At 62.9% G+C, this 22,622-nt stretch carries 16 protein-coding genes and 1 pseudogene; 9 read left to right on the top strand and 8 right to left on the bottom strand.

The window, feature by feature from the left end; all coding sequences use genetic code 11:
• Positions 1-7 precede the first annotated feature (7 nt).
• From V5E97_RS09335 to V5E97_RS09345, 3 genes and pseudogenes are all read right to left on the bottom strand, one after another.
• Positions 8-118 (bottom strand): annotated as a pseudogene (locus V5E97_RS09335) (DUF6444 domain-containing protein); the annotation flags it as partial.
• Positions 119-359: 241 nt separating this feature from the next.
• On the bottom strand, positions 360-1,658 hold the full coding sequence (locus V5E97_RS09340) for a right-handed parallel beta-helix repeat-containing protein (protein ID WP_406699052.1): 1,299 nt from the start codon (positions 1,656-1,658) through the stop codon (positions 360-362).
• A gap of 803 nt (positions 1,659-2,461) precedes the next feature.
• A complete protein-coding gene (locus tag V5E97_RS09345) occupies positions 2,462-5,260 on the bottom strand; it encodes a bifunctional acetate--CoA ligase family protein/GNAT family N-acetyltransferase (RefSeq protein WP_406699053.1) in 2,799 nt (932 codons plus the stop codon).
• A gap of 278 nt (positions 5,261-5,538) precedes the next feature.
• Here V5E97_RS09345 and V5E97_RS09350 point away from each other — a divergent pair, with 278 nt between their 5' ends.
• The 8 genes from V5E97_RS09350 (at position 5,539) to V5E97_RS09385 (ending at position 14,860) form a co-directional block, all read left to right on the top strand.
• Positions 5,539-6,987 (top strand): phospholipase D-like domain-containing protein, encoded by a 1,449-nt coding sequence (locus V5E97_RS09350; RefSeq protein ID WP_406699054.1) that lies wholly within the window; start codon positions 5,539-5,541, stop codon positions 6,985-6,987.
• Positions 6,988-7,260: 273 nt separating this feature from the next.
• A complete protein-coding gene (locus V5E97_RS09355) occupies positions 7,261-7,452 on the top strand; it encodes a YezD family protein (protein ID WP_406699055.1) in 192 nt (63 codons plus the stop codon).
• Between the two features lie 135 nt (positions 7,453-7,587).
• Entirely contained in the window at positions 7,588-8,775 is a 1,188-nt protein-coding gene (locus tag V5E97_RS09360) for a DUF1559 family PulG-like putative transporter (RefSeq protein ID WP_406699056.1), read from the top strand.
• A 129-nt stretch (positions 8,776-8,904) separates the two neighbouring features.
• Positions 8,905-9,378 (top strand): hypothetical protein, encoded by a 474-nt coding sequence (locus V5E97_RS09365; protein WP_406699057.1) that lies wholly within the window; start codon positions 8,905-8,907, stop codon positions 9,376-9,378.
• Positions 9,379-9,497: 119 nt separating this feature from the next.
• Entirely contained in the window at positions 9,498-10,907 is a 1,410-nt protein-coding gene (locus V5E97_RS09370; RefSeq protein ID WP_406699058.1) for a DUF1549 domain-containing protein, read from the top strand.
• Positions 10,889-12,148, top strand: coding sequence for a DUF1553 domain-containing protein (locus V5E97_RS09375; RefSeq protein WP_406699059.1), 1,260 nt, complete (start codon positions 10,889-10,891; stop codon positions 12,146-12,148). The genes V5E97_RS09370 and V5E97_RS09375 overlap by 19 nt, the downstream gene beginning before the upstream one ends.
• 60 nt (positions 12,149-12,208) lie before the next feature.
• A complete protein-coding gene (locus V5E97_RS09380) occupies positions 12,209-13,615 on the top strand; it encodes a DUF1501 domain-containing protein (RefSeq protein WP_406699060.1) in 1,407 nt (468 codons plus the stop codon).
• 555 nt (positions 13,616-14,170) lie between these two features.
• Positions 14,171-14,860 (top strand): TVP38/TMEM64 family protein, encoded by a 690-nt coding sequence (locus V5E97_RS09385; RefSeq protein WP_406699061.1) that lies wholly within the window; start codon positions 14,171-14,173, stop codon positions 14,858-14,860.
• Positions 14,861-15,073: 213 nt separating this feature from the next.
• Here the strand turns inward: V5E97_RS09385 and V5E97_RS09390 are convergent, their stop codons facing one another.
• Positions 15,074-16,168, bottom strand: coding sequence for a TIGR03032 family protein (locus V5E97_RS09390; RefSeq protein ID WP_406699062.1), 1,095 nt, complete (start codon positions 16,166-16,168; stop codon positions 15,074-15,076).
• Positions 16,169-16,531: 363 nt separating this feature from the next.
• On the opposite strand from V5E97_RS09390, the gene V5E97_RS09395 reads away from it, so the two are divergent.
• Entirely contained in the window at positions 16,532-18,127 is a 1,596-nt protein-coding gene (locus tag V5E97_RS09395; protein ID WP_406699063.1) for a M28 family metallopeptidase, read from the top strand.
• Positions 18,128-18,377: 250 nt separating this feature from the next.
• Here the strand turns inward: V5E97_RS09395 and V5E97_RS09400 are convergent, their stop codons facing one another.
• The 4 genes from V5E97_RS09400 to V5E97_RS09415 all read right to left on the bottom strand — a co-directional run bounded on the left by V5E97_RS09400 (position 18,378) and on the right by V5E97_RS09415 (position 22,598).
• On the bottom strand, positions 18,378-19,589 hold the full coding sequence (locus V5E97_RS09400) for a hypothetical protein (RefSeq protein WP_406699064.1): 1,212 nt from the start codon (positions 19,587-19,589) through the stop codon (positions 18,378-18,380).
• Positions 19,590-19,610: 21 nt separating this feature from the next.
• A complete protein-coding gene (locus tag V5E97_RS09405) occupies positions 19,611-21,170 on the bottom strand; it encodes a TIGR02996 domain-containing protein (RefSeq protein WP_406699065.1) in 1,560 nt (519 codons plus the stop codon).
• A 213-nt stretch (positions 21,171-21,383) separates the two neighbouring features.
• Positions 21,384-21,857: a leucine-rich repeat domain-containing protein gene (locus V5E97_RS09410; protein WP_406699066.1), complete on the bottom strand. Its 474-nt coding sequence runs from the start codon at positions 21,855-21,857 to the stop codon at positions 21,384-21,386.
• Positions 21,858-22,100: 243 nt separating this feature from the next.
• Positions 22,101-22,598: a transposase gene (locus tag V5E97_RS09415; RefSeq protein WP_406699067.1), complete on the bottom strand. Its 498-nt coding sequence runs from the start codon at positions 22,596-22,598 to the stop codon at positions 22,101-22,103.
• Positions 22,599-22,622 lie beyond the last annotated feature (24 nt).

Raw genomic sequence — 22,622 nt, forward strand, 5'->3', positions numbered from 1 at the left:
TGATGTGAGGCGGATCGATGGAAGGTGGCTTGGAAGAGTTGGAGGAATTCTGGCCCAGGCGGGCCTCCAATGCGGAGATGCGGCGTTCCAAGGACTGGACCAAGGCAAGGACGGCCGCCTGCACGTCGGACGGGGTCTTGTCCTAGAGAGTTTGAGGAAGAGGCGGCTCGACACTCATGCCATCGTTTGTAATCGGCCGGTCGAGGTCGTGCCAGAAGCTACCCCCGTGAACAGTTACGGAGATTGGTTGCCTTTGGCTGGATCGAATTCTCCCGAGGCGCTGGGAATGAGGGATTCTCCAGCCCTCTCGGCCGAAGTTTTGAGGCACACGCCTGGGAGAATGAGGAGGCGATAGGGATTTAACGAGGCGGGTTCTCGCGGGTCGAAACCGCCTTGCCGTGAGCGTCCACGATGCGCACCGGTTCACGCATTGTGGGCCGGGCGCGGCGGTCGATGATATTGCATTCGCTCACTTTGGTGTTGCGGCAGTTACGGATGTCGACGCCGCGGAACTCGGGGTCGAGCACCTGGCAGCCGAGAATCAGGACTTCGTTCGAATCGACGACCTCGATGGCCCCCCCTTCGTCTGTGCTTCCCGCCCGCGCGCCGTCGAGGATGAGGTTCTGGAGGTTGATGCCGGCCGATTTGATGACCCGGATGCCGTTGATGTGGGGGCCTTTGTAGTCCGGGTTATTGTCAAAGACGTTTGACCCGACGACGATGTCGCGGCAGTGCTCGAGAACGAGCGATCGTTCATAGGCGCTTGCGAACGTATTACCCGTCAGGGTGATCCCCCGGCAGTAGCGGAGCCAGACGTTGACCTGCTGGTCCTGGAGAACGTTGCCCGTGATGTTCCAGAGGCCGGCGCCCCCGGAGTCGTCGCGTTCGGCCCCTTCGATCCGGATGTTGGCGCCTTTTGGGCTCCCCTTGGCCTGAATCGTGTTCGAGGCGATCGTTCCCTCGCGGACCGTGGCCTCGCGGGCGTCGATCCAGACGTCGGCCGACTCGGGGTTGCCGGTGTCGAAGTTGTACTCGATGTCGCAGCCCGTGATCTGGATGTTGCGGATCTCACTTCGGGCAATTTTAATGCCAGCATGCTTGCAGTAGCTGATGTGGCATCCGGTGACGATCGCCTGGTGAACGTTGACGCCGTCGAAGTAGACGCCGATGGCTGGGCCTCGGCCGTCGTAAATGTGCAGGTCGGCCAGGAGGACGTTGCGGTTCCGCTTGACCAGGTGCACGCCGTAGCGGCAGCGGCGGATCAGGACCCCGGAGATCGTTGGCTGCATCACCGCTTCGATCTCGATGCCATCGGCCTGGTCATGATTGCCGACGATCTCCAGTCCGCTGACGGTCGGCATCCGCTGATGCTGCCAGACCCGAGGTTCGAAGCTCGTCGGATCGGCTGACTTACCGTGCGTGCCAACGAGTCGGACGGCCGGACCTGGCCCGTCCATCAGGAGGCGGGCGGTCCCCCCCTGGCCGGAGAGCGCGATCGGCCCGGAACGGTCGAGGTCGATCTCCAGGGGGGCGGTCAGGCGATACGTCCCTCGGGGAAAGTCGAGCTGGCCTCCGCCCTGTTCGACCGCATGCCGAAGCGCCTTGGTGTCGTCGGCCCGACCGTCGCCGACGGCCCCGAAATCACGGACGTTGGTCATCGATCAGAATCCTCCGCATAACGGCGCACCAATCGGTCACAAACCACTATGTGATTCGTCTTAACGGAACAGCTCCGGCATTTTGCTTCGATGTCGAGCCGGGGCCTGGTGATGAGCGGCTGATGACCTGCACCGCGACGTCGAGTGTGCGAACATGATTCGCAGCCGTCGTAATGGCAGCAATCCGCGGTCACACGTTTCGGCTCAATAGATCGCACAGAGGTCGACGAAACGCAAGGGTTGGCCGTGGACTGGGATCGGCATAATCAAGGTAGATGATGTTGAAGAGTCAATAAATTAATATATTTGGTTTCGCTCGGGCCTCACTTGGTTGCCGGCTCCGGTCGACTCAATCGTTTGCCTGCGGCTTTGCCTTGGTTACGGGGCTGATTCCATTGGCGGCGTTCGCTCAGGGAGCCGGCGAGCCGATTCGGCCCCCGGCGACGCTCGCTGAGGCGGGAAAGACGCTCGACTTTACGACCTTCCCGACGTTGGAAAAGGTGGATCGACTTTTGAGTCGCAGGCTGGCCGGCCTCTCGTGCTGAGGTCTCGATTCGTGCCAGCGGCGTTGAACTGGTTCGATCGGCCGGAACGACAAAGTAGCACGCCACGGCGGTTTGCACGTTCGTCGGAGTTCTGGAGGTTCGTCCCGAAATGAGCTCATAAGACGTCTCGCGGCATCCCGGCCTTAGCCTGGTTCGTGCTTCCGGGACCGTGGTCGAGGCACCCGCGGTCCCAAGGGAAGCCTTTCTGGGGGCAACTCTTGGCGTTTCGGTCCTCGTGCTCGACGGCCTGGTTTGAGATCAAGCCATGGGCAGATTGCTGCCCGGGTCGGTACCACGAAGATCCAGGATGGCACGAACCACATCGTCTCCTGGTTTTCGTGTCAGTTGGAAGCCAAGATGCTTGCAGACCAGTTGCATCGGGCGGTTTTGAGGGAGGATGTCGGCGCTGATCCGATCGAGCCCCTCGTCGCGTCCGACCTTCACCAGGCGGCGAAGCAGTTCCGTGCCGAGGCCCCGGCCGTGGAAGCGGTCGACGACGAGGAGGGCGAACTCGGCCTCGTTGCGGCCATGCTGCTTCATCAGGCGGCTGACGCCGAGGATCTCACGTGCTCCGGTCGCGGGATCTTGATAGTCGGCCACCAGCGCCATCTCGCGGTCGTAGTCGTTGAAGCAGATTCGGGTCAGGCGGTCGTGCGCCACCCGCCGGCCCAGCTTCATCGCATGGAAGTAGCGGAACGAGACGCTCTGCTCGGAGAGTCGCTCATGAAACTGGATGAATGAGGGTTCATCCTCGGGGCGGATCGGACGGATCAGCATGTTGGTTCCGTCCTTGGCGGTCCAGGGGACGGCATATTGCGTCGGGTAAGGGCGGATCGCAAGACGTGGCCATTCGCCCTCACGGACCTCAGGGCCGTGGGCGATGACTCGCGCGTCGAGCGCCAGGAATCCCTCGCGCGAAGCGAGCAGGGGGTTGATGTCGATCTCCTTGATCCAGGGCTGCTCGACCACGAGCCGGCTGAACCGGACCAGGAGTTGCTCCAGCCGGGCGGTGTTGATCGCGTCGTCGCCTTGCGAAGCCTTCAAGGCCGCGTAGGCTCGGGTCGGCTCCATCATCCGCCGTGCCAGGGTCGTGTTGAGCGGCGGTAGAGCCAGCGACCAGTCGTGAAAGACTTCCACGTGCCGGCCTCCCGAGCCAAAGAGCAGGACCGGGCCGAACTGTGGGTCGAGGCTGCTGCCGATGATCAACTCGTAGCCGTCGCGGCGGATCATCGGCTGAACGGTCACCCCCTGGAAGGGTTCGCGGTCTGCGCTCGTCCCGGTCTGTTCGCGCGCCGAGGCCTCGATTTTGGCGAAGGCGCGGCGGACGGCAACGGCGTCGGGAAGGTCCAAACGGACCCCGCCGACGGCGGCCTTGTGCGTGATCGTCTCCGAGGCGAGCTTGAGCACGACTGGATAGCCGAGGGCGTCGGCCGCCGCGACCGCCTCGTCCTCGTCCTTCGCGAACTTCGTCTCGACCGTTGGGATCGCATAGGCGGCGAGCACTTCTTTCGATTCGAACTCGGTGAGGATCGTCCGTCCGGCCCCGCGGACCGCCGTGCCGATCGCCTCGGCCGCGGCGCGGGCCTTGGTGTTATCAAGGGAATCGTCGGCCGAGGTCGGGGTCTCGTAGAGGCCGCGGAGGTTGTAGGTCGACCGCCACATCGCGTGGAACACCCGCGCGGCGGTATCGGGGTAGACGAAGGTGGGAATGCCGGCTCGGTTGAGGATTTCCACCCCCGACGCGATGTCGGCCCCGCCCATCCAACTCGCCAGGACCGGCTTTCCTTCCACGCGGGCGTAGGCCTTCAATGACTCGGCGGTCTGCGTCGGCTCGCTCATCGCCTGGGGCGTCAGGATCACGAGCAGGCCGTCGGTGGCCCGGTCTTGGACCGCGGCTTCCACGACTTTGGTGTAGCGATCGGCACTGGCGTCGCCGAGGATGTCAATCGGGTTGCCATGGCTCCAGGGGGCCGGCAGACAGGCGTTCAGCGTCTCCATGGTCTCGGACGAAAACTGAGCGAGTTCGCCGCCCGCACTGAGCAGGGCGTCGGCGGCAAGCACGCCAGGGCCACCGGCATTGGTGACGATCGCCAGGCGGGGGCCACGGGGACGCGGCTGCTTGGAGAGAATCTCCGCGACCGCGAACATCTCCGCCAAGGTGTCGACGCGGAGCACGCCACAGCGGCGGAAGGCCGCGTCGAGGACGTCGTTGTTCCCCGTGATCGCGCCGGTGTGTGAGGCCGCGGCCCGTGCCGCCGCTTCGCTTCGGCCCGCCTTGAGTACGATGATCGGCTTGGTCAGGGCCACCTCACGCGCCGCCGAGAGGAACGCGCGGGCATCGCCGATCGACTCCATGTAGATCACGATGCAGCGGGTGTGCGGGTCGTCACCGAGGTAGTCGATCAAGTCGCCCCATCCGATGTCGATCATCGAGCCGACCGAGACGAACGCGCTGAAACCGACGTTCTCACGCAGGCTCCAGTCGAGGATCGCATCGCACAAGGCGCCACTCTGGCTGAGGAACCCGACGCCCCCTGGCAACGCCATCCGCCTGGTGAACGTGGCGTTGAGCCCGTTGAAGGGCCGCATCACGCCGAGGCAGTTCGGCCCGATGAGCCGGACCTGCCCGCGCCGCGCCTGCTCCATGACCTGACGCTCGAGCTCCGCGCCCGCGGCCCCCACCTCCTTGAAACCGGCCGAGACCACGATCGCGCCGCGAACCCCGGCCGAGGCGCAATCGCCGATCACCTCCGGCACCGTTGTGGCCGGGGTCGCGACGATCGCGAGATCGATCGGCTCGGGCACGTCCGCCAGCCGAGGGTAGGCTGTGACCCCTAACACCTCAGACCGATGCGGGTTGACCGGGAAGATCGTTCGCCCGAACGGATTGCCGATCAGGTTTTCGAGGATTGTCAGGCCGACGCTTCCCGCCTGCTCGGTGGCGCCGACCACTGCGATCGTCCTCGGCGCGAAGATCGCGTCGAGCGGCCGACGTCGCGATTGTAGGACGACCAGGTTCGGAGCCAAACCGGGCCCTTTCGCTTCCTCTCCGGTCATGTCGCCTCCCCTGATTCTGATTGTCCACGGCAGCTTCGTGTCATCCGGCCTTCGTTCGCCAACCTTTTTGGGAGTCCAAGACGAGCGGCGAACTCACGATTATGCGAACCTGCGACAATGGGCATCGATGTTGCAGGACGATTCGCGATCTCCGCGAAAATCGCGATCCTTCCGATCCTACATACTTCTAAACCAGAGCGCCTTGTCAAGCAGGTCGCTTGATCTCGTTGGCACACAGACACTCCGGTCTCCCCCCTTTTTTTTGGGCCGTCAGGATTATGCTCGACCTTCGCACTTCTCTGCTGCCCTTTCTGATCACCGGCGTGGATATCGTCGTCAGTGTGGTGGCCTCCGTGCATGTTATTCTCTATAAGCGAGACACGAAATCCGCGATCGGCTGGATTGGGCTGATCTGGCTTTCGCCCATTCTCGGCACTGTGGTTTATGTGCTCTTGGGGATCAACCGGATCAATCGTCGGGCCCAATACATGCGCCGGGGAGGCGGGTCGCTTGTCACGCATGCCGTGGGCCCCTATCTCCCCGACATCCTCGACCCGATCCCGTCCCTGGAGGGATCGCCGCTGGATTCCCTGGTGCAACTCGGCGATCGCGTGACGCAGTGGCCGCTACTTGCCGGGAACGAGTTCGAGATTTTCGACGGCGGCGACCAGGCCTACCCCGCCATGATTCAAGCGATCGAGGCGGCAACGCGGTCGGTCGCTCTGTGTACCTACATCTTCAACAACGACCGGACCGGGCGGCTCTTTGTCGACGCCCTGGCCCGGGCGGTCGCCCGTGGTGTCGAGGTCCGGGTCTTGATTGATGGTGTCGGGGCCCGGTATTCCTGGCGGTCGGTGGCCCGTTCCCTGAGAAAGGTCCAGGTGCCCACCGCCGAGTTTCTCCCCACGCTTGTCCCGGTCTGGTTGCCCTACTTCAATCTTCGCAATCACCGCAAAATCCTCGTGGTCGACGGCACCGTCGGTTTTACCGGCGGCATGAACATTCTTGAAGAATATCACTGGGAAATGCGTCCACTCGCCCCGAAGCGCGACCTGCATTTCCGGGTCGGGGGCCCGGCCGTCTCCCACCTGCAACAGGTCTTCGCCGACGATTGGGCCTTTTGCAGCGGTGAGATCCTTGAAGGTGATCGCTGGTTCCCGTCCATCGAAGCGGCCGGGGAGGTTCTCGCCCGGGGTGTCATTGATGGCCCCGATGACGATCGGGACAACCTGCTCAATCTCATCTTGGGTGGCCTGGCTTGCGCGAAATCCACGGTGGAGATCGCGACCCCCTACTTTCTGCCCGATGCTCGCTTGATCTCGGCCCTGGAGGTCGCCGCCCTTCGAGGCGTGCAAGTCGACATCCTCCTGCCGAGCGAAAACAACCACAAGCTAGTCCAGTGGGCCTGTATGGCGCAGCTCTTGCCGCTCGTTGAGGTCGGGTGCCGCGTCTGGTTCTCGCCGCCCCCCTTCGATCACACCAAGCTAATGACTGTGGACCAGAGCTGGGCCTTCATCGGCTCAGCGAACCTGGACCCCCGCAGCCTCAGGCTCAACTTCGAGTTCAACCTCGAATGCTACGGAGTTGAGTTCGCCACTCGCCTCCACCAGTTGTTCCAGGACCGACTTCGTGACGCCGTTCCTGTGACCTCCGATGTGCTCAATGCCCGCAACTTGCCGATCAAACTTCGCGACGGGGCCGCGCGACTGCTCTCCCCTTATCTCTAATTGGCATCGCTTTCATTGCCGACGTTGATTACCGACGCTCAGAACGCGTTCAACCTATCCCCCGATCCCAAAGGGGCATGCGAACGCTCGGGATTGACTCGAGTCGAAACTAAAGCCGACAAATTTGATCGAGATTGTGATGGTGCTCTTGACGACGAGCCTGAGCGAAATAATAATGCGTCCGTAGCCCTTGAGTTGGGAACTCCCAGACGTTGCCGCCGTGGGTCGTCCGAATCGGTTTCTTTGGGCCTCTCGCGACCGATCGAGGTGAGCATGCTGGAACACGTTATGACCCAACACGAAGACCACCGAGCCGCGTCCAAAACGACCGTCTCACGCGACGAAGAGCTGGATCACATCAAAGCGGCGATTGGGAGCATTCGATTCGGCGAGGTGCGGGTGATCATCCAGGACGGTGTCGTGGTCCAGATCGAGCGGATTGAGAAAGAACGACTTCGCCGCTGACGCAGACCCACCCCTTAGCCATCCAGGACCTTTAGCTTATAGAGCCGACTCGATAACGAGAGGCATATCTCACTCTACCGGTACGCGACCGACCGGACATCCGGAGGTTTCCGAGAGAGAAAGTCGGTTTTTCTCATGTTGACTCAGTCGCATGTGTCGCCAACGCGATTGTTTTCCGGAAATTCCACCGAATCTGCATCAAACCATTCCTGGTCGGCGAACTCGCCACGTGTTTGTCGTGGCTTCACGCTGATCGAGCTGCTGGTCGTCATCGCCATCATCGCGGTACTCATTGCCTTGTTGCTGCCCGCCGTCCAGAGCGCACGCGAAGCCGCCAGGCGTGCCCAGTGCACCAACAACCTGAAGCAGATCGGGTTGGCCATGCACAACTATCACAGCACCTTTGACTCATTCCCTCCCGGGGCCCTGTTCGGTCGTAGCGCGGACCTTACCCTGGGCAACAACCGTGACTTCTCGGCCCATGTCCGGCTGCTGGGCTTCTCCGAGCAAACGGCGCTTTACAACGCCGCGAACTTCAACCTGGCGTGCTTCAATGACGATCCCTATGGCAATAGGGTCAACTCGACCACGACGACGGCCCGTGTCGCAGTGATGCTCTGCCCGTCATCGCCTACCCCGTCGTGGAACCACCAGGCGTCGGGTGCCGTCTTGAACGCCGTGCGAGCGCCGGGCGGGAATTACTTCGCCTCGGTCGGTTCGTCGATGGAATTCGCCGGTCAGCAGAGCGGTGGACCTCCCAACGGCGTGTTCGAATACGTCGGCGATAAGGGGCGTAGCCACGGGATTGCCGAAGTCACGGACGGGACCAGCAATACGATTGCGTTCGGCGAGTGGCGGACCGGCAGCGGAAGCCCCAGCGTGACGACAATCCCCACGGACATCATCTTCATTGGTAGCTTCCCCGCCGGCACCCAGCGTAACGACGGCTCGTTGACCATGCCCCGCCTGTCCGCTTCATTCCTCCAGTGGATCACGCAGTGCGGTGCCGCGGCCAAGGACAGGAACGGCTACTACGGCAAGAGCACCACGCTCGCCCAGAACTGGTCGCTCGGCCTGGTCGGCTACTCGCTGGGCAACGTTCTCCTGGGCCCCAACCCCAAGTATCCCAATTGCTCAACCCACGCCAGCGGTACCCTTCAGACCCCGGGCGTTTGGGGCCTAAGTAGCCTGCACTCGGGCGGTGCCAACATCCTGCTGGCCGATGGCTCGGTCCGCTTCCTCAAAGATAGCGTGGCCCTGCCCACGGTCTGGGCGCTCGGCTCGCGAGCCCAAGGCGAGATCATTTCCGCCGACGCCTTCTGAGTTGTCCCGTACGGGCCTGGCTCAAGTCCGAGGTCTCGCACCCCCCAAGCGAGCGGGACCTCTCTCACGGACTCGGCTGGGCCACGCATTGCGTCTTTCGAGATCTCGTCAGGGGAGTTGGAGCCTCACATGTTGCGCCGCGCACTGGTTTTCCGATCGTTGTCCATCGCCATTTCAGTGGCCGCCTTCGGCTGCGGCGGTGCGGCGGATGGCCCGCCGCGTGAACCCGTTTACGGAGCCGTCACGTTCGATGGTAAGCCCCTGGAGAAGGGCCTGATCACATTCACTCCCGCCAATGGGGGAGAGCTGGTTGTGAGCGGCCTGATCCTCGACGGTCAGTTCTCATTGACCCGCGAGGAAGGGCCGGGTCTCGGACCGCACCGGGTCGACATCTGGTCGAAGCAGGCGACCGGCAGAATTTTGCCTAACCCGGATGATCCTGGCAATCCTGTTCCAGAGCAGAAGGAAGTCATTCCCCCTCAGTTCAACATCAATTCGCGTCTTGCTGCAGACGTGGCGCAGGGGGGCGACAACAAGTTCGACTATGACCTGCGCCCCGCCGCGGGGACCGCGAAGAAGTTGGCTCTGAAGTCCAAGCGATGATGCCCCACCGCGGTTCACACCCACATACACGCACCCTTAGAGACGAAAGCGCCGAACCGGCGTTCGGCCTTGACCTCCCTTCCAAGCCAAAGTCAGGCCAGATTGAAGGAAGAACGTTCATGACCTCCCACTCAACAAGAATAAGAGCGCTCGCCTCGTTCTGGCTCGCACTCGGCGCGGTCGGATCGGCCTTCGGTGGGGCGAACGAGCCAACCGCCAAGCCGGAGGCCGTGGAGTTCTTCGAGAAGAAGATCCGCCCGATCCTGGTGTCCAACTGTTACTCCTGCCACTCGGCCAACACCAACTCCAAGGGCGGCCTGCGGGTGGATGATCGAAACGGCCTGGTCGATGGCGGCAACAGCGGCCCGGCCGTTGTGCCTGGAGATCCCGAGGAGAGCCTGCTCATCCAGGCCGTGACGCACGGCGATGACGCTCCCAAGATGCCTCCCAAGTCGAAGCTGACCGACGAGCAGGTGGCCGACCTGAAGCATTGGATCAAGGACGGGGCCGCCTGGCCGAGCGTGGGCGTGCCTGTCACCGTGGGCAAGCCGAACGCCAAGTACGACCAGCTCAAGAAAGAGCACTGGGCCTGGCAGCCCTTGAAGTCGCCGGAAGCTCCCAAGGTTGCCGACGCCTCGTGGCCGACCGACCTGATTGATTCGTTCATTCTCGCCGGGCTCGAGAAGCATGGGCTTGCCCCCGTGGGAGACGCCGACCGGGAGACCTTGGTCCGTCGCCTCACCTTCGACCTGACCGGCCTGCCCCCGACCCCGGCCGAAGTCGATGCGTTCATCAACGACCCGTCGGAGCGGGCCTACGAGGCCGTCGTTGACCGCCTGCTCGCCTCGACCGCCTTCGGCGAGCGCTGGGGCCGGCACTGGCTGGACGTCGCGCGCTTTGCCGAATCCACCGGCGCGTCGCGCAACCTGCCCATGCCCCACGCCTGGCGTTATCGCGACTACGTGATCGACGCCTTCAACAAAGACAAGCCTTTCGACCAGTTCCTCAAGGAGCAAGTGGCCGGCGACCTCCTGCCCCACTCGGACGAGCTCGAACGCTCGGAGCACCTGGTCGCCACCGGATTCCTGGCCGTGGGCGTCAAGGACGTCAATCAACGGTTCAAGATCCGTTATGTCATGGACAACGTGGATGAGCAGATCGACGCCGTGACTCGCTCGTTCCTCGGCGTCACCGCCAGTTGCGCCCGCTGCCACGACCACAAGTTCGACCCCGTGCCGCAGAAGGACTATTACGCCCTGGCCGGGATTTTCAAGAGCACCGATATCCTGGCCGGCCTCCGCAACAAGATGGGCGGCGGCGGGCTCGACTACTACGACACCCAGATGCTGCTCGTTGACGGCCAAACCGGCAAGGGCGTCGACACAGAGGCGTTGGCCAGAAGGTTGAGGCCGCCAAGAAAGCCCACACCGAGGCCAAGAAGGCATTCGAGATCCTTCGAGACGATCCCAAGGGAGGCGAGCCCGGGCCGAACGGCCGCCCCAAGCGGCAGATGGCCCGCCAGAAGATGAACCGCCTGCAAGCCGAGTTGGTGGCCCTGAGCGACCCCGCGGCCAATGGCGCCAAGATCGTGCTGGGCGTGCGCGACTCCAAAACGATCGGTGACACTGAGCTTCGCGTTCGCGGCGAGGCGGAGAAGCTTGGGCCGGTCGTCCCGCGTGGTTTCCTCAGCCTGTTGGAACTGCCCGGCCAGCCCACCGTGAATCGCGAGCAGAGCGGCCGCCTGGAACTGGCCCAATGGCTCGCTTCACCGTCGAATCCGTTGACCTCGCGGGTGATGGCCAACCGAGTCTGGCAGCATCTGTTCGGCCGGGGGATCGTTTCCAGCGTCGATAACTTTGGCTTGACCGGAGACGTTCCGTCACACCCCGAGTTGCTCGACCACCTGGCGAACCGCTTCGTGCAGGAAGGGTGGTCGGTCAAAAAGCTGGTCCGAGCCATCGTTCTGACGCGTGTCTACCGGCTCAAGTCCGACGCCAACTCGGCCAATGAGTCGGTCGACCCGGCGAACAAGCTGGTCTGGCGACACGCCCCCCGCCGGCTCGATGCCGAGGAGATTCGTGATGCGACCCTCCTGGTCTCCGGCACCCTGGCCGCCAACCGCCTCGAGGGCTCGCTCGGCCAGGGCTTCAAGGTAATCGAACTCCGCAATAACGGGGTCGACGCTCGCAAGCTGCTGGACCAGGCGCGTGAGAGCCGCCACCGCAGTGTGTACCTCCCTCTGCTCCGCGGCCTGACGCCGACCTCGCTGGAAGTCTTCGACTTCGCCGAGCAAGGGATGGTCACCGGCAGCCGGGCGAACACCACGGTTCCCCCTCAGGCTCTTTACTTGCTCAACGACCCCTTCGTGCGCAAGAATTCGCTGGCCTTCGCGGAGACCCTGCTGGCCCGCGCTGAGCTTGATGAAGACGCCCGCCTGGCCACGGCCTTCCGTCTGACCTTGGGTCGGGCCCCCACGGCCGCCGAACTCCAGAAGGCCAAAGGCTACCTGACCGAGTACGAGGCCGCCGTGGCCGCCGAGCCGGCTCCGCCTGAGCCCGCGAAGGTCGAGGAAACGCCCCAGCCCAAGCTCGAGACGGCCGCCGACAAGACCCCGGTGAAGCCCATCCCGGTGATCGACCCGGACCAGGTGATCGAGGCCGAGGCGCCGATGGTCGAGGAAATCATTCGGGCTTCGACCCCCAAGGCGGCCGCCTGGGCCAGCCTGTGCCAGGTCTTGATTGGCTCGGCCGAATTCCGTTACGTCAAATAAGCCGGTTTTTATTGAGGTGCACGCGCCTTTAATCGTTTGATCGAACCAAAGGACCAGCCGATGTTCAATCCGTACGCCCCCGGCCCCACTGGGGGCCGGCTTTCACGCCGCCAGGCTCTCAGAAGCGTTAGCGCGGGCTTTGGCTACCTGGCCCTGGCCGACCTGCTCGGCCAGACCGTGCCGAAGTCGGCCCGCGCGGCGGACCAGAGTTCCCCGGCCATCCCCGGCCCGCTCGCTCCCAAGGCCCCCCACTTCCCGGCCAAGGCCAAGCGCGTCATCTTCTTGTTCATGCAAGGGGCCATGAGCCAGATGGACACCTTCGAGTACAAGCCCCAACTTCAGAAGGACGACGGCAAGATCGGCCAGGGGGGAGGCACCCTCACCGCCTCCAAGTTCAAGTTCAAGCAATACGGCCAGACGGGGACCTGGATCTCTGAGCTCTTGCCGAACATCGCCAAGCATGTGGATGACTTCTGCTTCATCAAAGGGCTGCACACCGATACCCCCGCGCACCCCGAAGCCGTCATCCAACTTCACACCGGGGCCGCCTTGGCGTCGCTCACCCGGCCGTCGATCGGCTCTTGGCTGATGTACGGCCTGGGGACCGAGAATCAGGACCTTCCCGGCTACATCACCATCAACCCCTCGCCCAACTTCGGCGGGGCGATCAACTACGGCAGCGCCTTCCTGCCCGCCCACTTCCAGGGCACGCGCATCAGCGATACCGGCTACCTGCCCAACCTCAAGGCCCAGGTCACCACGAAGCTCCAACGCAAGCAGTTGGACTTCCTCCAGTCGATGAACCGCGACCTGGGGACCAACCCCAGCGCTCCGGAACAACTCGACGGCATCATCGAGTCCTACGAGCTCGCCTTCAAGATGCAAGGCAAGGTCCCCGAGCTGCTCGACATTGCCAGCGAACCCGAGCACGTCCGCGAAGCCTACGGCGTGAAGGACGGTCCCGAAGGCAGCTTTGCCCGCCAGTGCCTGATGGCCCGCCGCCTCAGCGAAGCCGGCGTCCGGTTCGTCGAGATCTGCCAGCCAGGCTGGGACCAGCACAACAACCTGCATAAAGATCTGATCAAGAACAGCAAGGCCGTGGACCAGGCGACCTCGGCACTGCTGACCGACCTGGGCCAGCGCGGCATGCTCGATGACACGCTCGTGATCTTCGGCAGCGAGTTCGGACGCCTCCCGACCGCGCAGGGGCCCGACGGCCGCGACCATAATATCACCGGATATCCCATGATCCTGACCGGCGCCGGGGTCAAGAAGGGCTTCACCTACGGGGCCACCGACGAGTACGGTCAGACCGCCGTCGCGGGACGCATGCATACCAATGACCTGCATGCGACCCTGCTCGCCCTGATGGGCCTCGACCATGAGCGCCTGACCTATCGCTACGCGGGCCGAGACTTCCGCCTCACCGACGTCGCCGGCAATGTCGTCCGCGAGATCTTTGCCTGACCTGACCCGATCCGACCCGTCAGACGACTGGCTCTGAACCTCAACCCCCCCACTGACACGGCGGCCGACTCATTGTCGGCCACCGTGTCTTCTTTTTTTACAACGATTCGCGACGGGGCGAGAATCACGCTGGATTTCCGCTCCGTTCGAATCAGTAGCACGGCCGGCCCGGCCGTATCCCCCTCGGCCGAGGGCAATTCCTCCGACTTGCGCCGACCCCAGGGAATTACGGCCGGGCCGGCCGTGCTACTACAAATCTGGGAATTACGGCCGGGCCGGCCGTACTACTGAAACCGCAAGAATCATCAGTTCTTTAGCTCTGTCGCGGATCATTGTTTTTGCGTCCCGTTCCCACGGGAGTGCGGGCCCAGGAGCGGCGATCCGCGTTGGCCGGGTTGATGATAAGATCTCTTACGTCGCCGCCGGAATTTTCGCCGGTCGATTCAGTCCGACGACAACCAAGTTGAGTTCGTTTCCATTAAGGTCAACGGGGACTTTGAGCCGATGATGAGCGGATTGGCTGGGTCTCGGGCGTTCGTTGGAGAGTAGCGGCTCATGCGATTCCAATACAAGTTGATCATCCTCATCGTCGCCCTGGTGGCCTTGATCTTGACGCCCTACTTCCTCTGGCACGACCGGATGGACGCTTATTTCGCCTCCGAGTCCTATCAACAGTGGTTGATCTCGGCGAAGCCGTATGCGTGGCTCATCGCCATCGCACTGATCATCGGTGACCTGGTCTTGCCGATCCCGACTTCCCCGATCATGGCGTCGTTGGGGGTGATGTACGGCACGCTGCTGGGGGGGCTGATCGGAGCGATTGGGTCGGTGCTCGCGGGCATCACAGCATACGGAGTCGCTCGACTGCTGGGGCGTCGTGGGATCGAACTGCTGGCGAGTGAGAAGGAACTGGCGGAGTTCCGCGATTTCTTCGACTCGTGGGGGACGGCGGGGATCATCGCGTCGCGCGCCTTTCCGGTGGTGCCTGAAGTCATGACCCTGCTCGCCGGCACGGCCCACATGCATTTCGGACGGTTCGTGCTGGCCCTGGTCGTTGGCTCGGTACCGGTCGGCTTCCTGATGGCGTGGGTGGGTGAGGCGGCCGGGCAATCGTCGACGCTCCTGCTCGTCATGACCTTGCTGCCTGCCGGGCTCTGGGTGGTCTACCTTCTGATCATGGGAGCGCGTCAGGCCCGCAAGTCCGCTGCTTCGGTTGCCGAGACCACCGAGATCATCTCGGCGTGAGCTGAGTCCCAATCCGATCTTTTTTCGGTGGGTGGGCACCGTTCGCCATTCTTATCTCCTTGTCAGAGTGGAGTTTGGGATGGTGGGCCGTGCGTTGGGCCGAGGTTGATGCCCTGGCCGATTGCGTTGGTCGTAGGGAGAAACGGGGTCGGCGTTCCGTGGGAATCGAGCCCGTGGCGTCACGTCGGATGACGCGACGGCTGGCGGTTCGGTTCACCGGCAAGAGTTCGCTCTCCAGGGCACGCTGGAGAGTCCATCCGTGGCCACCGTGTAACTGATCTCGTCGTTCTTGAAGCCCCAAGCCATCGGCCGGACTACTTCGGGAAGGGCTACCACGTCGTAGAGTTCATCGATCGGGCCATGGATATCCAGGCCGTGGACGATTTCACCGGAATCGAGATCCACCACGATCAGGCCGCAGCGGGGTGACATTCCCTCGCGACTCAGACGATCGTCGAGGTTGAGGCCTCCAAAGATCCCGCCGCGCCTTGGGCGTGAGAGGCCGATGACCGCGTAATGATCCACGAAGGCGAGGCCCCGCGCGTATCCCGGGCAGACGGCGATCGGAGTGAACTCGGGCCGGGCAGGATCCACCCAGCCGAGCGTTCCGTTCCCGGAGTCGAGAAGCCAGAGCTTGCCTCCATACCACCGGGGCGAGTGGGGCATCGACAACCCGTCCACGAGAATCCGTTCGCGCAAGACGTCGATGACCACTCCGCCGTCGGTTTGTTGGTCGCGCCAACCCTCGGGGTAATTCGTGCAGGCCGACGCCGTCACATAGCGCGGTTGGCCGTCGACCAGCGCCAGGCCGTTGAGGTGGCAACGGTCATCGGGGGCCAGCCGATCAATGAACCAGGGCTTCCAGAGCGACGTGAAACTATGCTGCTCAGAAAGTGTCGCTAGACAACTGAAGCGTGTGTTCACGAAGACCACCTGTCCCGCCACATTCCGCGCAACGTCATGGATGTCCAGGTCGCCGGTCGTGTAGCCGGCGCGGGGGACGTAGGACCGATCGAAACCCTCGTCGACTTGCCCCGGAGCCAGGCCGTTCTCGAACCGCCAGAGTTGATAGGCTGATGACAGCCAGATCGTCTGGCCATCACTCCAAAGCCCCATGGCGCGATTGAACGTTCGCTCAAAGACCGCGAGTGAATTGTCGGGCTTGCGGCCGACGAGGAAGAGCTTGCCCGATTGATAGGTGGTGAAGGCAAGGCTCAGCCGCTGGTCGCGGAGCCAGTCGGTCAATCCCGGGGAACCGAGGATGCGAACGGGTTCGAGGACTGCCGAATTCGGTGATTGTGGATTCATGCAGCCTCGTTTAAAAGTGCTTTTTAACAAGGATCCGCGACAGGGTGAGAACCGCGATGGGATTCCGGCCCGGCCGCGCGGCTGTAAACGATCCTGTTGCGGAAACCGCGAAAATCATCGTTCCTTTAACTCTGTCGCGGATCATTGCTTTTTAAACGGTAACCATGAATTCGTTCTACCAGAGCCATGAGCCCGACGCGAGCCCGTGCTCGCTCCAGGCCGCGGTGTTCGAGCTTGCTGGGTGATCGGACACGCGGGTTGCCCTGGGTATCGTAATGAGGTGTAATCCAAAGCGGGAAGAAACGGGTGAGACGGTCGCCCAGCACCACCGTGGCACAACGGAAGACCCCTTCGGATTCACTGATGAAACTTTGGCAATCAACTTGCTTGGCAATGGCCTCACTGGTGGCGGTCGCCGCCTCGGCGGAAGCTGAGGGTAAGCCGGACGGGACCCGCTGGTGGTCGCATGTCCGGTTCCTGGCCGACGACTCGCTCGAGGGGCGGAATACCGGAACGGAAGGCCATCGTAAAGCGGCCGCCTATGTCGCCAAGGAGTTTGCGAAGTCCGGTCTCAAGCCAGCCGGCACCGACGGCTATTTTCAGCCGGTCCAACTCAAGTCCAGCGAGCTCGACGAGAGCCACTCCAGCCTCGTCTTGGTGAGTAAATCCGGCACGGAGACTCTGACCCTTGGGGAGGACGCAAACATCGGCTTACGCGTCGACCCTGCCCCGGCGCTGGACGCGGAACTCGTCTTCGCAGGCTACGGGCTCTCGATTCCCGAGGCCGACTATGACGACTTCAAAGGCCTGGACGTTCGTGGCAAGGTGGTCGTCTATCTCTCCGGCCCCCCTCCGTCCATTCCGGGGCCACTGGCCGCCCACATGCAGTCGGCCCACGAACGAGCGAGCGTGCTGAGCCGACTGGGCGCGATCGGCACGGTCGCCATCCCGAATCCCAAGAATATGGATATTCCTTGGGAGCGTTCGACCCTCGCGCGGTTGATGCCGGCAATGCAACTGGCCGATCCCGCGCTGGATGAGAGCCATGGACTCAAGATTGGTATCGCCGTCAACCCGGCCCATGCGGACAAGTGGCTGGCCGGTTCGGGTTACACGTTCCAGGAAATTCTCGAGGCGGCGGACGCGGGGAAGCCGTTGCCCCATTTCCCGATCCCGGCCCGGCTGCAAGCGAAGACCGCCGTCAAGCGGGCCGCCGTGGAATCGCAGAATGTCGCGGCCGTGCTGCCGGGCAACGATCCCAAGCTCAAGGAGGAGTACGTCGTCTTTAGTGCGCACCTCGATCACCTCGGCGTCGGCAAGCCGATCGACGGCGACGCCATCTACAACGGCGCGATGGACAACGCGGCGGGCATCGCCACCATGCTCGAGATCGCGGCCACGCTCAAGGAATCGGGGACGGCCTTACGACGCTCGGTCCTGTTCGTGGCGGTCACGGGCGAGGAGAAGGGCCTGCTCGGGTCGCGCTACTTCGCAACCCGTCCCACGGTCGACGCCCGAAAGATTGTCGCGGATATCAATGTCGACATGTACCTGCCGCTCTTTCCGCTCAAGCTGCTGACGGTCTACGGCCTGCACGAATCGGACCTGGGCGAAGACGTCACCGAGGTGGCGAAGTCATTGGGGGTTGCGTCTCAGCCCGACCCCGAGCCGAAGCGGAACGTGTTCATCCGGAGCGATCAGTACAGCTTTATCCGGGTCGGTGTCCCGTCACTGGCACTGAAGTTGGGCTTCGAGAAAGGGTCGCCGGAAGAGCGGATCGCGAAGGAATGGCTGACGAAACGTTACCACGCCCCCTCGGACGACCTGGATCAGCCGGTGGACAAGATCGCGGCCGCGGAGTTCGACGTCCTGGTCGCGAAGTTGCTGGAGCGGGTCGCGAATCGGGACGAACGCCCGCGCTGGAAGGATGACTCGTTCTTCAAGCGATTCGCGAAGTAGGAGCGGGGGAATTTCACCACGGAAAGCACGGATAAAATGAGACTGTAGCAAGGATACCGGGATCTCATTCCCACGCAGAAGGGCGTGGGAATGAGATTCTCCCGCGAATTTCGGCCTCCGGGGCAGACAGACGGCCCGGTTTCCTTGCGACAGACTCGAAAAATGAGTCAGGTTGTAATAATGATTTCATTGAATCGAAATTTGTATGTGATTTTTCACGTGTTCCGTAGTTGATATCGATGGTGGAGGCTCAGTCGAGCGAGTCTCGATCGACTTTGCCTTTGGTCGTGACGGTGGCCGGGCGCTTCGGCGCTCCCATTCCCCGGAAGATCACATCCCCTTTCGGGCCGACGAATGCGGAGCGGACGTCGTCGGAGACGGTGAGGTTGGGGAATTGCAGGCTGACCTGGCGCACTAGGGCCAGGTTGCCTCGAAGGTATTCCTTGGCCAGTGTCAGGAACAGGAATTCATCGAAGTAATGCCTTGGCCATCGGTGCTTGTCCCCGCATCTCGCCTCGATCCAGTCCAGGAACTCGTCGACGCGCCGTGGATCATTCGGGAATCCCTGGAAGAGGAGCCGGAGTCGATAGCGGCGGTAGGCGCCGTAGACGTAGAGCAGGGCGAAGGCGTCGAAGGCCAGTCGGAACACATAGAAGATCGTCGCCGACCAGTAGTTGTGCTCGGGTTTCTTACCCCAATCGAGGTTGTACAACTCGAACGTGTCCAGGAAGATTCCGTGGCAGGCGTTGTTGAGCGTGAGGAGGGCCGACTCCGCGAAACCGCCGAGGATTGGCAGTCCGGCGTGATCGGGGGTGAATTGGAGCAGGCCGATCTGGGCGCCGAAGCAGATGCCGAGGAAGAGGCCCAGGGTGCTTGGCTCGGACGTCTCGAAGATCTCGTGGAGCCGCCCCAGTTCCAGTCCATCGACCTGCCCGCCCTCGAAGTGGAAGACGATCTCGCGCTCGCGTTCCAGCGACTTGTGCCAGTGTGCAAAGAGGAGGATGAACAACGGGATGGCGTAGAGGGCGTATTCCAGTTCGATGTCGGCCCATCGGCTGAGCGCGGCCAGGAGGACGTGGGCGGCCGTCATCGCGAAGAGTCCGCCGAGAAAGCCGGCGCCGGCGAAGAAGGGCATCATGACGAACCCGAAGACGACCATGAAGCGGTCGCTCCGGTAACTCTGCAAGGTCCGCACCAGGAGGGCGAAGACGATCCGTTGCGGGGGCGCCATCCCGGTGACCCGGTGACTCTTGCTGAGTTCGATGATGGAGGGCGACAAGGGGAGGCGGTGCCCGGCCGCTGCTCCGGTCGTGAGTCCCGATCGAGCGGCGGCGGGGAAGTCGGGGGCGGCCGACGCGGTTGGCAGGGACCGCCCACAGGCCGGACAGCAGAGGTCCCCTCCCAGCCCTCCTCCCTCCCGGGTCTCCACGACGCCACATACAGTGCATACACGTGTCGTCATGATAAGTCGGGCGTCCGATTGCTAGAAGGAGGCGACGCTGCCGAACCTCGACCGCAGGATTTCTTTTCCCTCTTCTCCGAACGACACGTCATCCAGGAAGAGGAGATCGAGCCGGGTGAGGTGGGGCGAATCGGCCAGGGCTCGGGCCCCCTCCAGGCCGAACGGGTTGTCTCCGAGGTTCAAGATGGTGATTTTGGAGAGGCCGGGTGAGGCCGCCAAGGCCGCGATCCCGTCCGCGCCGATGCCACACTGACGCAAGTCCAACTGGGTCAGGCCGGCGAGGATCGGCGAGGCCGCCAAGGCCCGGGCTCCGGCATCTCCGATGGGGTTGTAAGCGAGGTTCAAATCGTCGAGGCGTCGCAGGTGGTCGGAGGCCGCCAGGGCCTCGGCCCCCTCGGCCTCGATCCCGTTGCTGTTGAGGTTGAGCACGGTCAGCTGGGCCAATTGGGGGCATGCCGCCAGGAGCCGGGCCCCATCCGAACCGAGGTCATTCCTCGGGAGGCTCAGCGAGGTTAAATGGGCCAGGTTGGGCGAGGCGGCCAGGGCCCGCATCCCTTCCACGCCGATTGCGTTCTCTCCGAACTCGAGAACCGTCAGCGCGGCGAAGTTGGGCGAATCCGCCAGGGCCCGGGCCCCCTCCGGGCCGCCCTCGTTCTCGGAGGCGTCCAACTCGCGGAGGCCCTTCAAATGTGGAGAGGCCGCCAGCGCCTGCATTCCTCCGATGCCGATCTCGTTCCCCCCCGCTTTCAACCGGGTGAGCTGAGCGAAGTTGGCCGAATCGGCCAGGATCCTGGCCCCGTCTTCGCCCAACGAGCAGCTCTGCAGGCCGAGGTCTTTCAAGCCGGTCAAGGTCTGCGACTCGGCCAGGGCACGCGCTGCTTCCGACCCGAGTTCGGAGTTGTAGCCCAGGTCGAGCTCGGTCAGATTCCGGAGGTAGGGCGATGAGGCCAGCGACCGGACATCCTTGGCCGTCAACGCGTGCTGCGAAGTGAGTTCGAGGGAGCGGATCTGTTCCAGGTGCGGCAAGCCCGCGATGGTGGGGAAGTCCGGGTAGAATTCGATGAACTCGGTCCCGTTCGGGGTGGAGACGACCCGGGTGCTCTGGAGGGCGATCTTCCGCAGGGCCGGAGCGGCATCGAACAGGCGGTCGGCTTGTTCGGGGAGGATACCCGGCAGGTCGATCGAGACCTCCTCGACGATCCCATGACGCATCCAGATGTGGGGATAGAACCGGCCGCCGATCAGCGGCTCGAGGCCCAACTGCTTCAGTGGTGCCAGCCATCGCTTCGCGTGTTCCTCGGCAAGGCACGCCCATCGATCGTCGAGCGGCTTGCGCCTCTCGTCATCGGGTCCCATGTCCTCGAGCTCGTCGTCGATCCGGATGAACTCACCGAGCGGATCACCTTGGGCGACCAGCCAGTCCGCATAGGCCAGCCGCAGCGGCCGATTCTCGGGGTCCACGGCGATCTTCCGGAGCCATGCCTTTTGCTGGGCCTTCTGCGGATCGAAGCCGAACAGACGTAGGAGGGGCCGGAAGAATTCGACCAGCGGGCCTGTCCCTTGGGGTGAGATGCTTGGCATGGACGATGTTCCGATGAAATGGGGCGGGGAAGCCTCAGGATCCGGACCTGAATCGAACGTCAGCGGCGCCTAAGCTTATAGTACGATCAGAGGAGCGATGCAATATGGAAGACTCCCTTACTGGTGCATCCGGGGAATCTGTTGATAGAGGGGCCCGGCCAAGATCCTGCAGGACTTGCTGGATCAAACCCATGCGATCACGATCCTTGTTGTTCATAACAGGGCATTCGCAAGCCGGGCCTGGCCGTCCTCGGTGACCCTGGTGTTTCGCAAATCCAGGTAAGTGCGTGAAGCGAGGACCACGAGTACGGGGAGGGCGGCGTCCGACACCTTGGTGCCGATCAGGTTCAGACGCTTCAACTTCGGCAGGTCCTTCAAGTGGACGAGCCCGGGGCCGACGATTCCCTGGTTATAGCTCAAGTCGAGCTCCTCCAAGTCGGTCATCCCGGTGAAGGAAGCGAGGCCGGCGTCGGTCAGAGCTTGGGACGTGAGGTCGAGCTTGACGAGGCGGGCAAGGCCCCGGAAGTGAATGGCCCCGGCGTCGGTGACGCGGCTGATGTCGCATGGGTCCAGTTCCAATTCGCGGAGGCGTGTCAGCTTGCCGATTGAGGCCAAGCCGACGTCGCCAATCGGGAGAGCGCCGAGCTTCAATATCTCGAGCTGGTTCATTGCTTCGAGATGCACCATCCCAGCGTCGGTGACCTGGCTTCGTTCGAGGTCGAGCGTTTTCAGGTGGATTAGCCCAGATTATTCAAACCCGTCAGGCTTCGGGCCATTTTGGGAACTGACGGGACTGAATTCGATGATATGGTGTTCAAGAACGCACCTGGCCTAATTTCAGGATCGCATCGTGCAAGTCGAGGGCGTACCTTCCCCCTCCCCATAGCGTTCCAAACGGCCTTTACGCTCCCCGACGTGGATCAATCCGGCTTATCCCGGGGAAGGTTGGGGAGGGGGCATATTCACCGCTCGACTGACCTCCATAAAGTGATCTATGTGAGGCCAACTGCTGGATAGTCGCACAATGACTCGCCTCGCGCGGGTGATCACTTCCGCCGAAACCTTGATCAAACGAGTCCGCCAGGTGCTGGCGAAACCACCTCCCAGCGGATCACGCTCGCGACGTTTGTTAAAGAACCGCTTGCGATTCGGCTCGTCGATCGCTTCTGTCGGAAAATCGGCTGGCAGATTCAACTCGGCCGACGTTGGCAGGGTTTGAACCACCGCCTGACGGAGTCGCACCAGCAGATTCAAGGCGGCCGTGTGCAGGTAGAGACGGAAGTAATTCGCCATGAACCGGTGGTCGCTCAGACGGTCGGCCAGCAACTCGGTCTTCAGTTCTTTGTTCCGGTTTCGCTCTCGCCGCATGGTGTACTCGTCATAAATCGCCTGTGGGAGAACGCGACAGCCAGGGCGGTTGGTGACCACGGCTCGCCGGTTGGTCCCTGGGCA

The sequence above is a fragment of the Singulisphaera photorubra genome (genome assembly GCF_045290345.1).
Lineage (GTDB): Bacteria > Planctomycetota > Planctomycetia > Isosphaerales > Isosphaeraceae > Singulisphaera.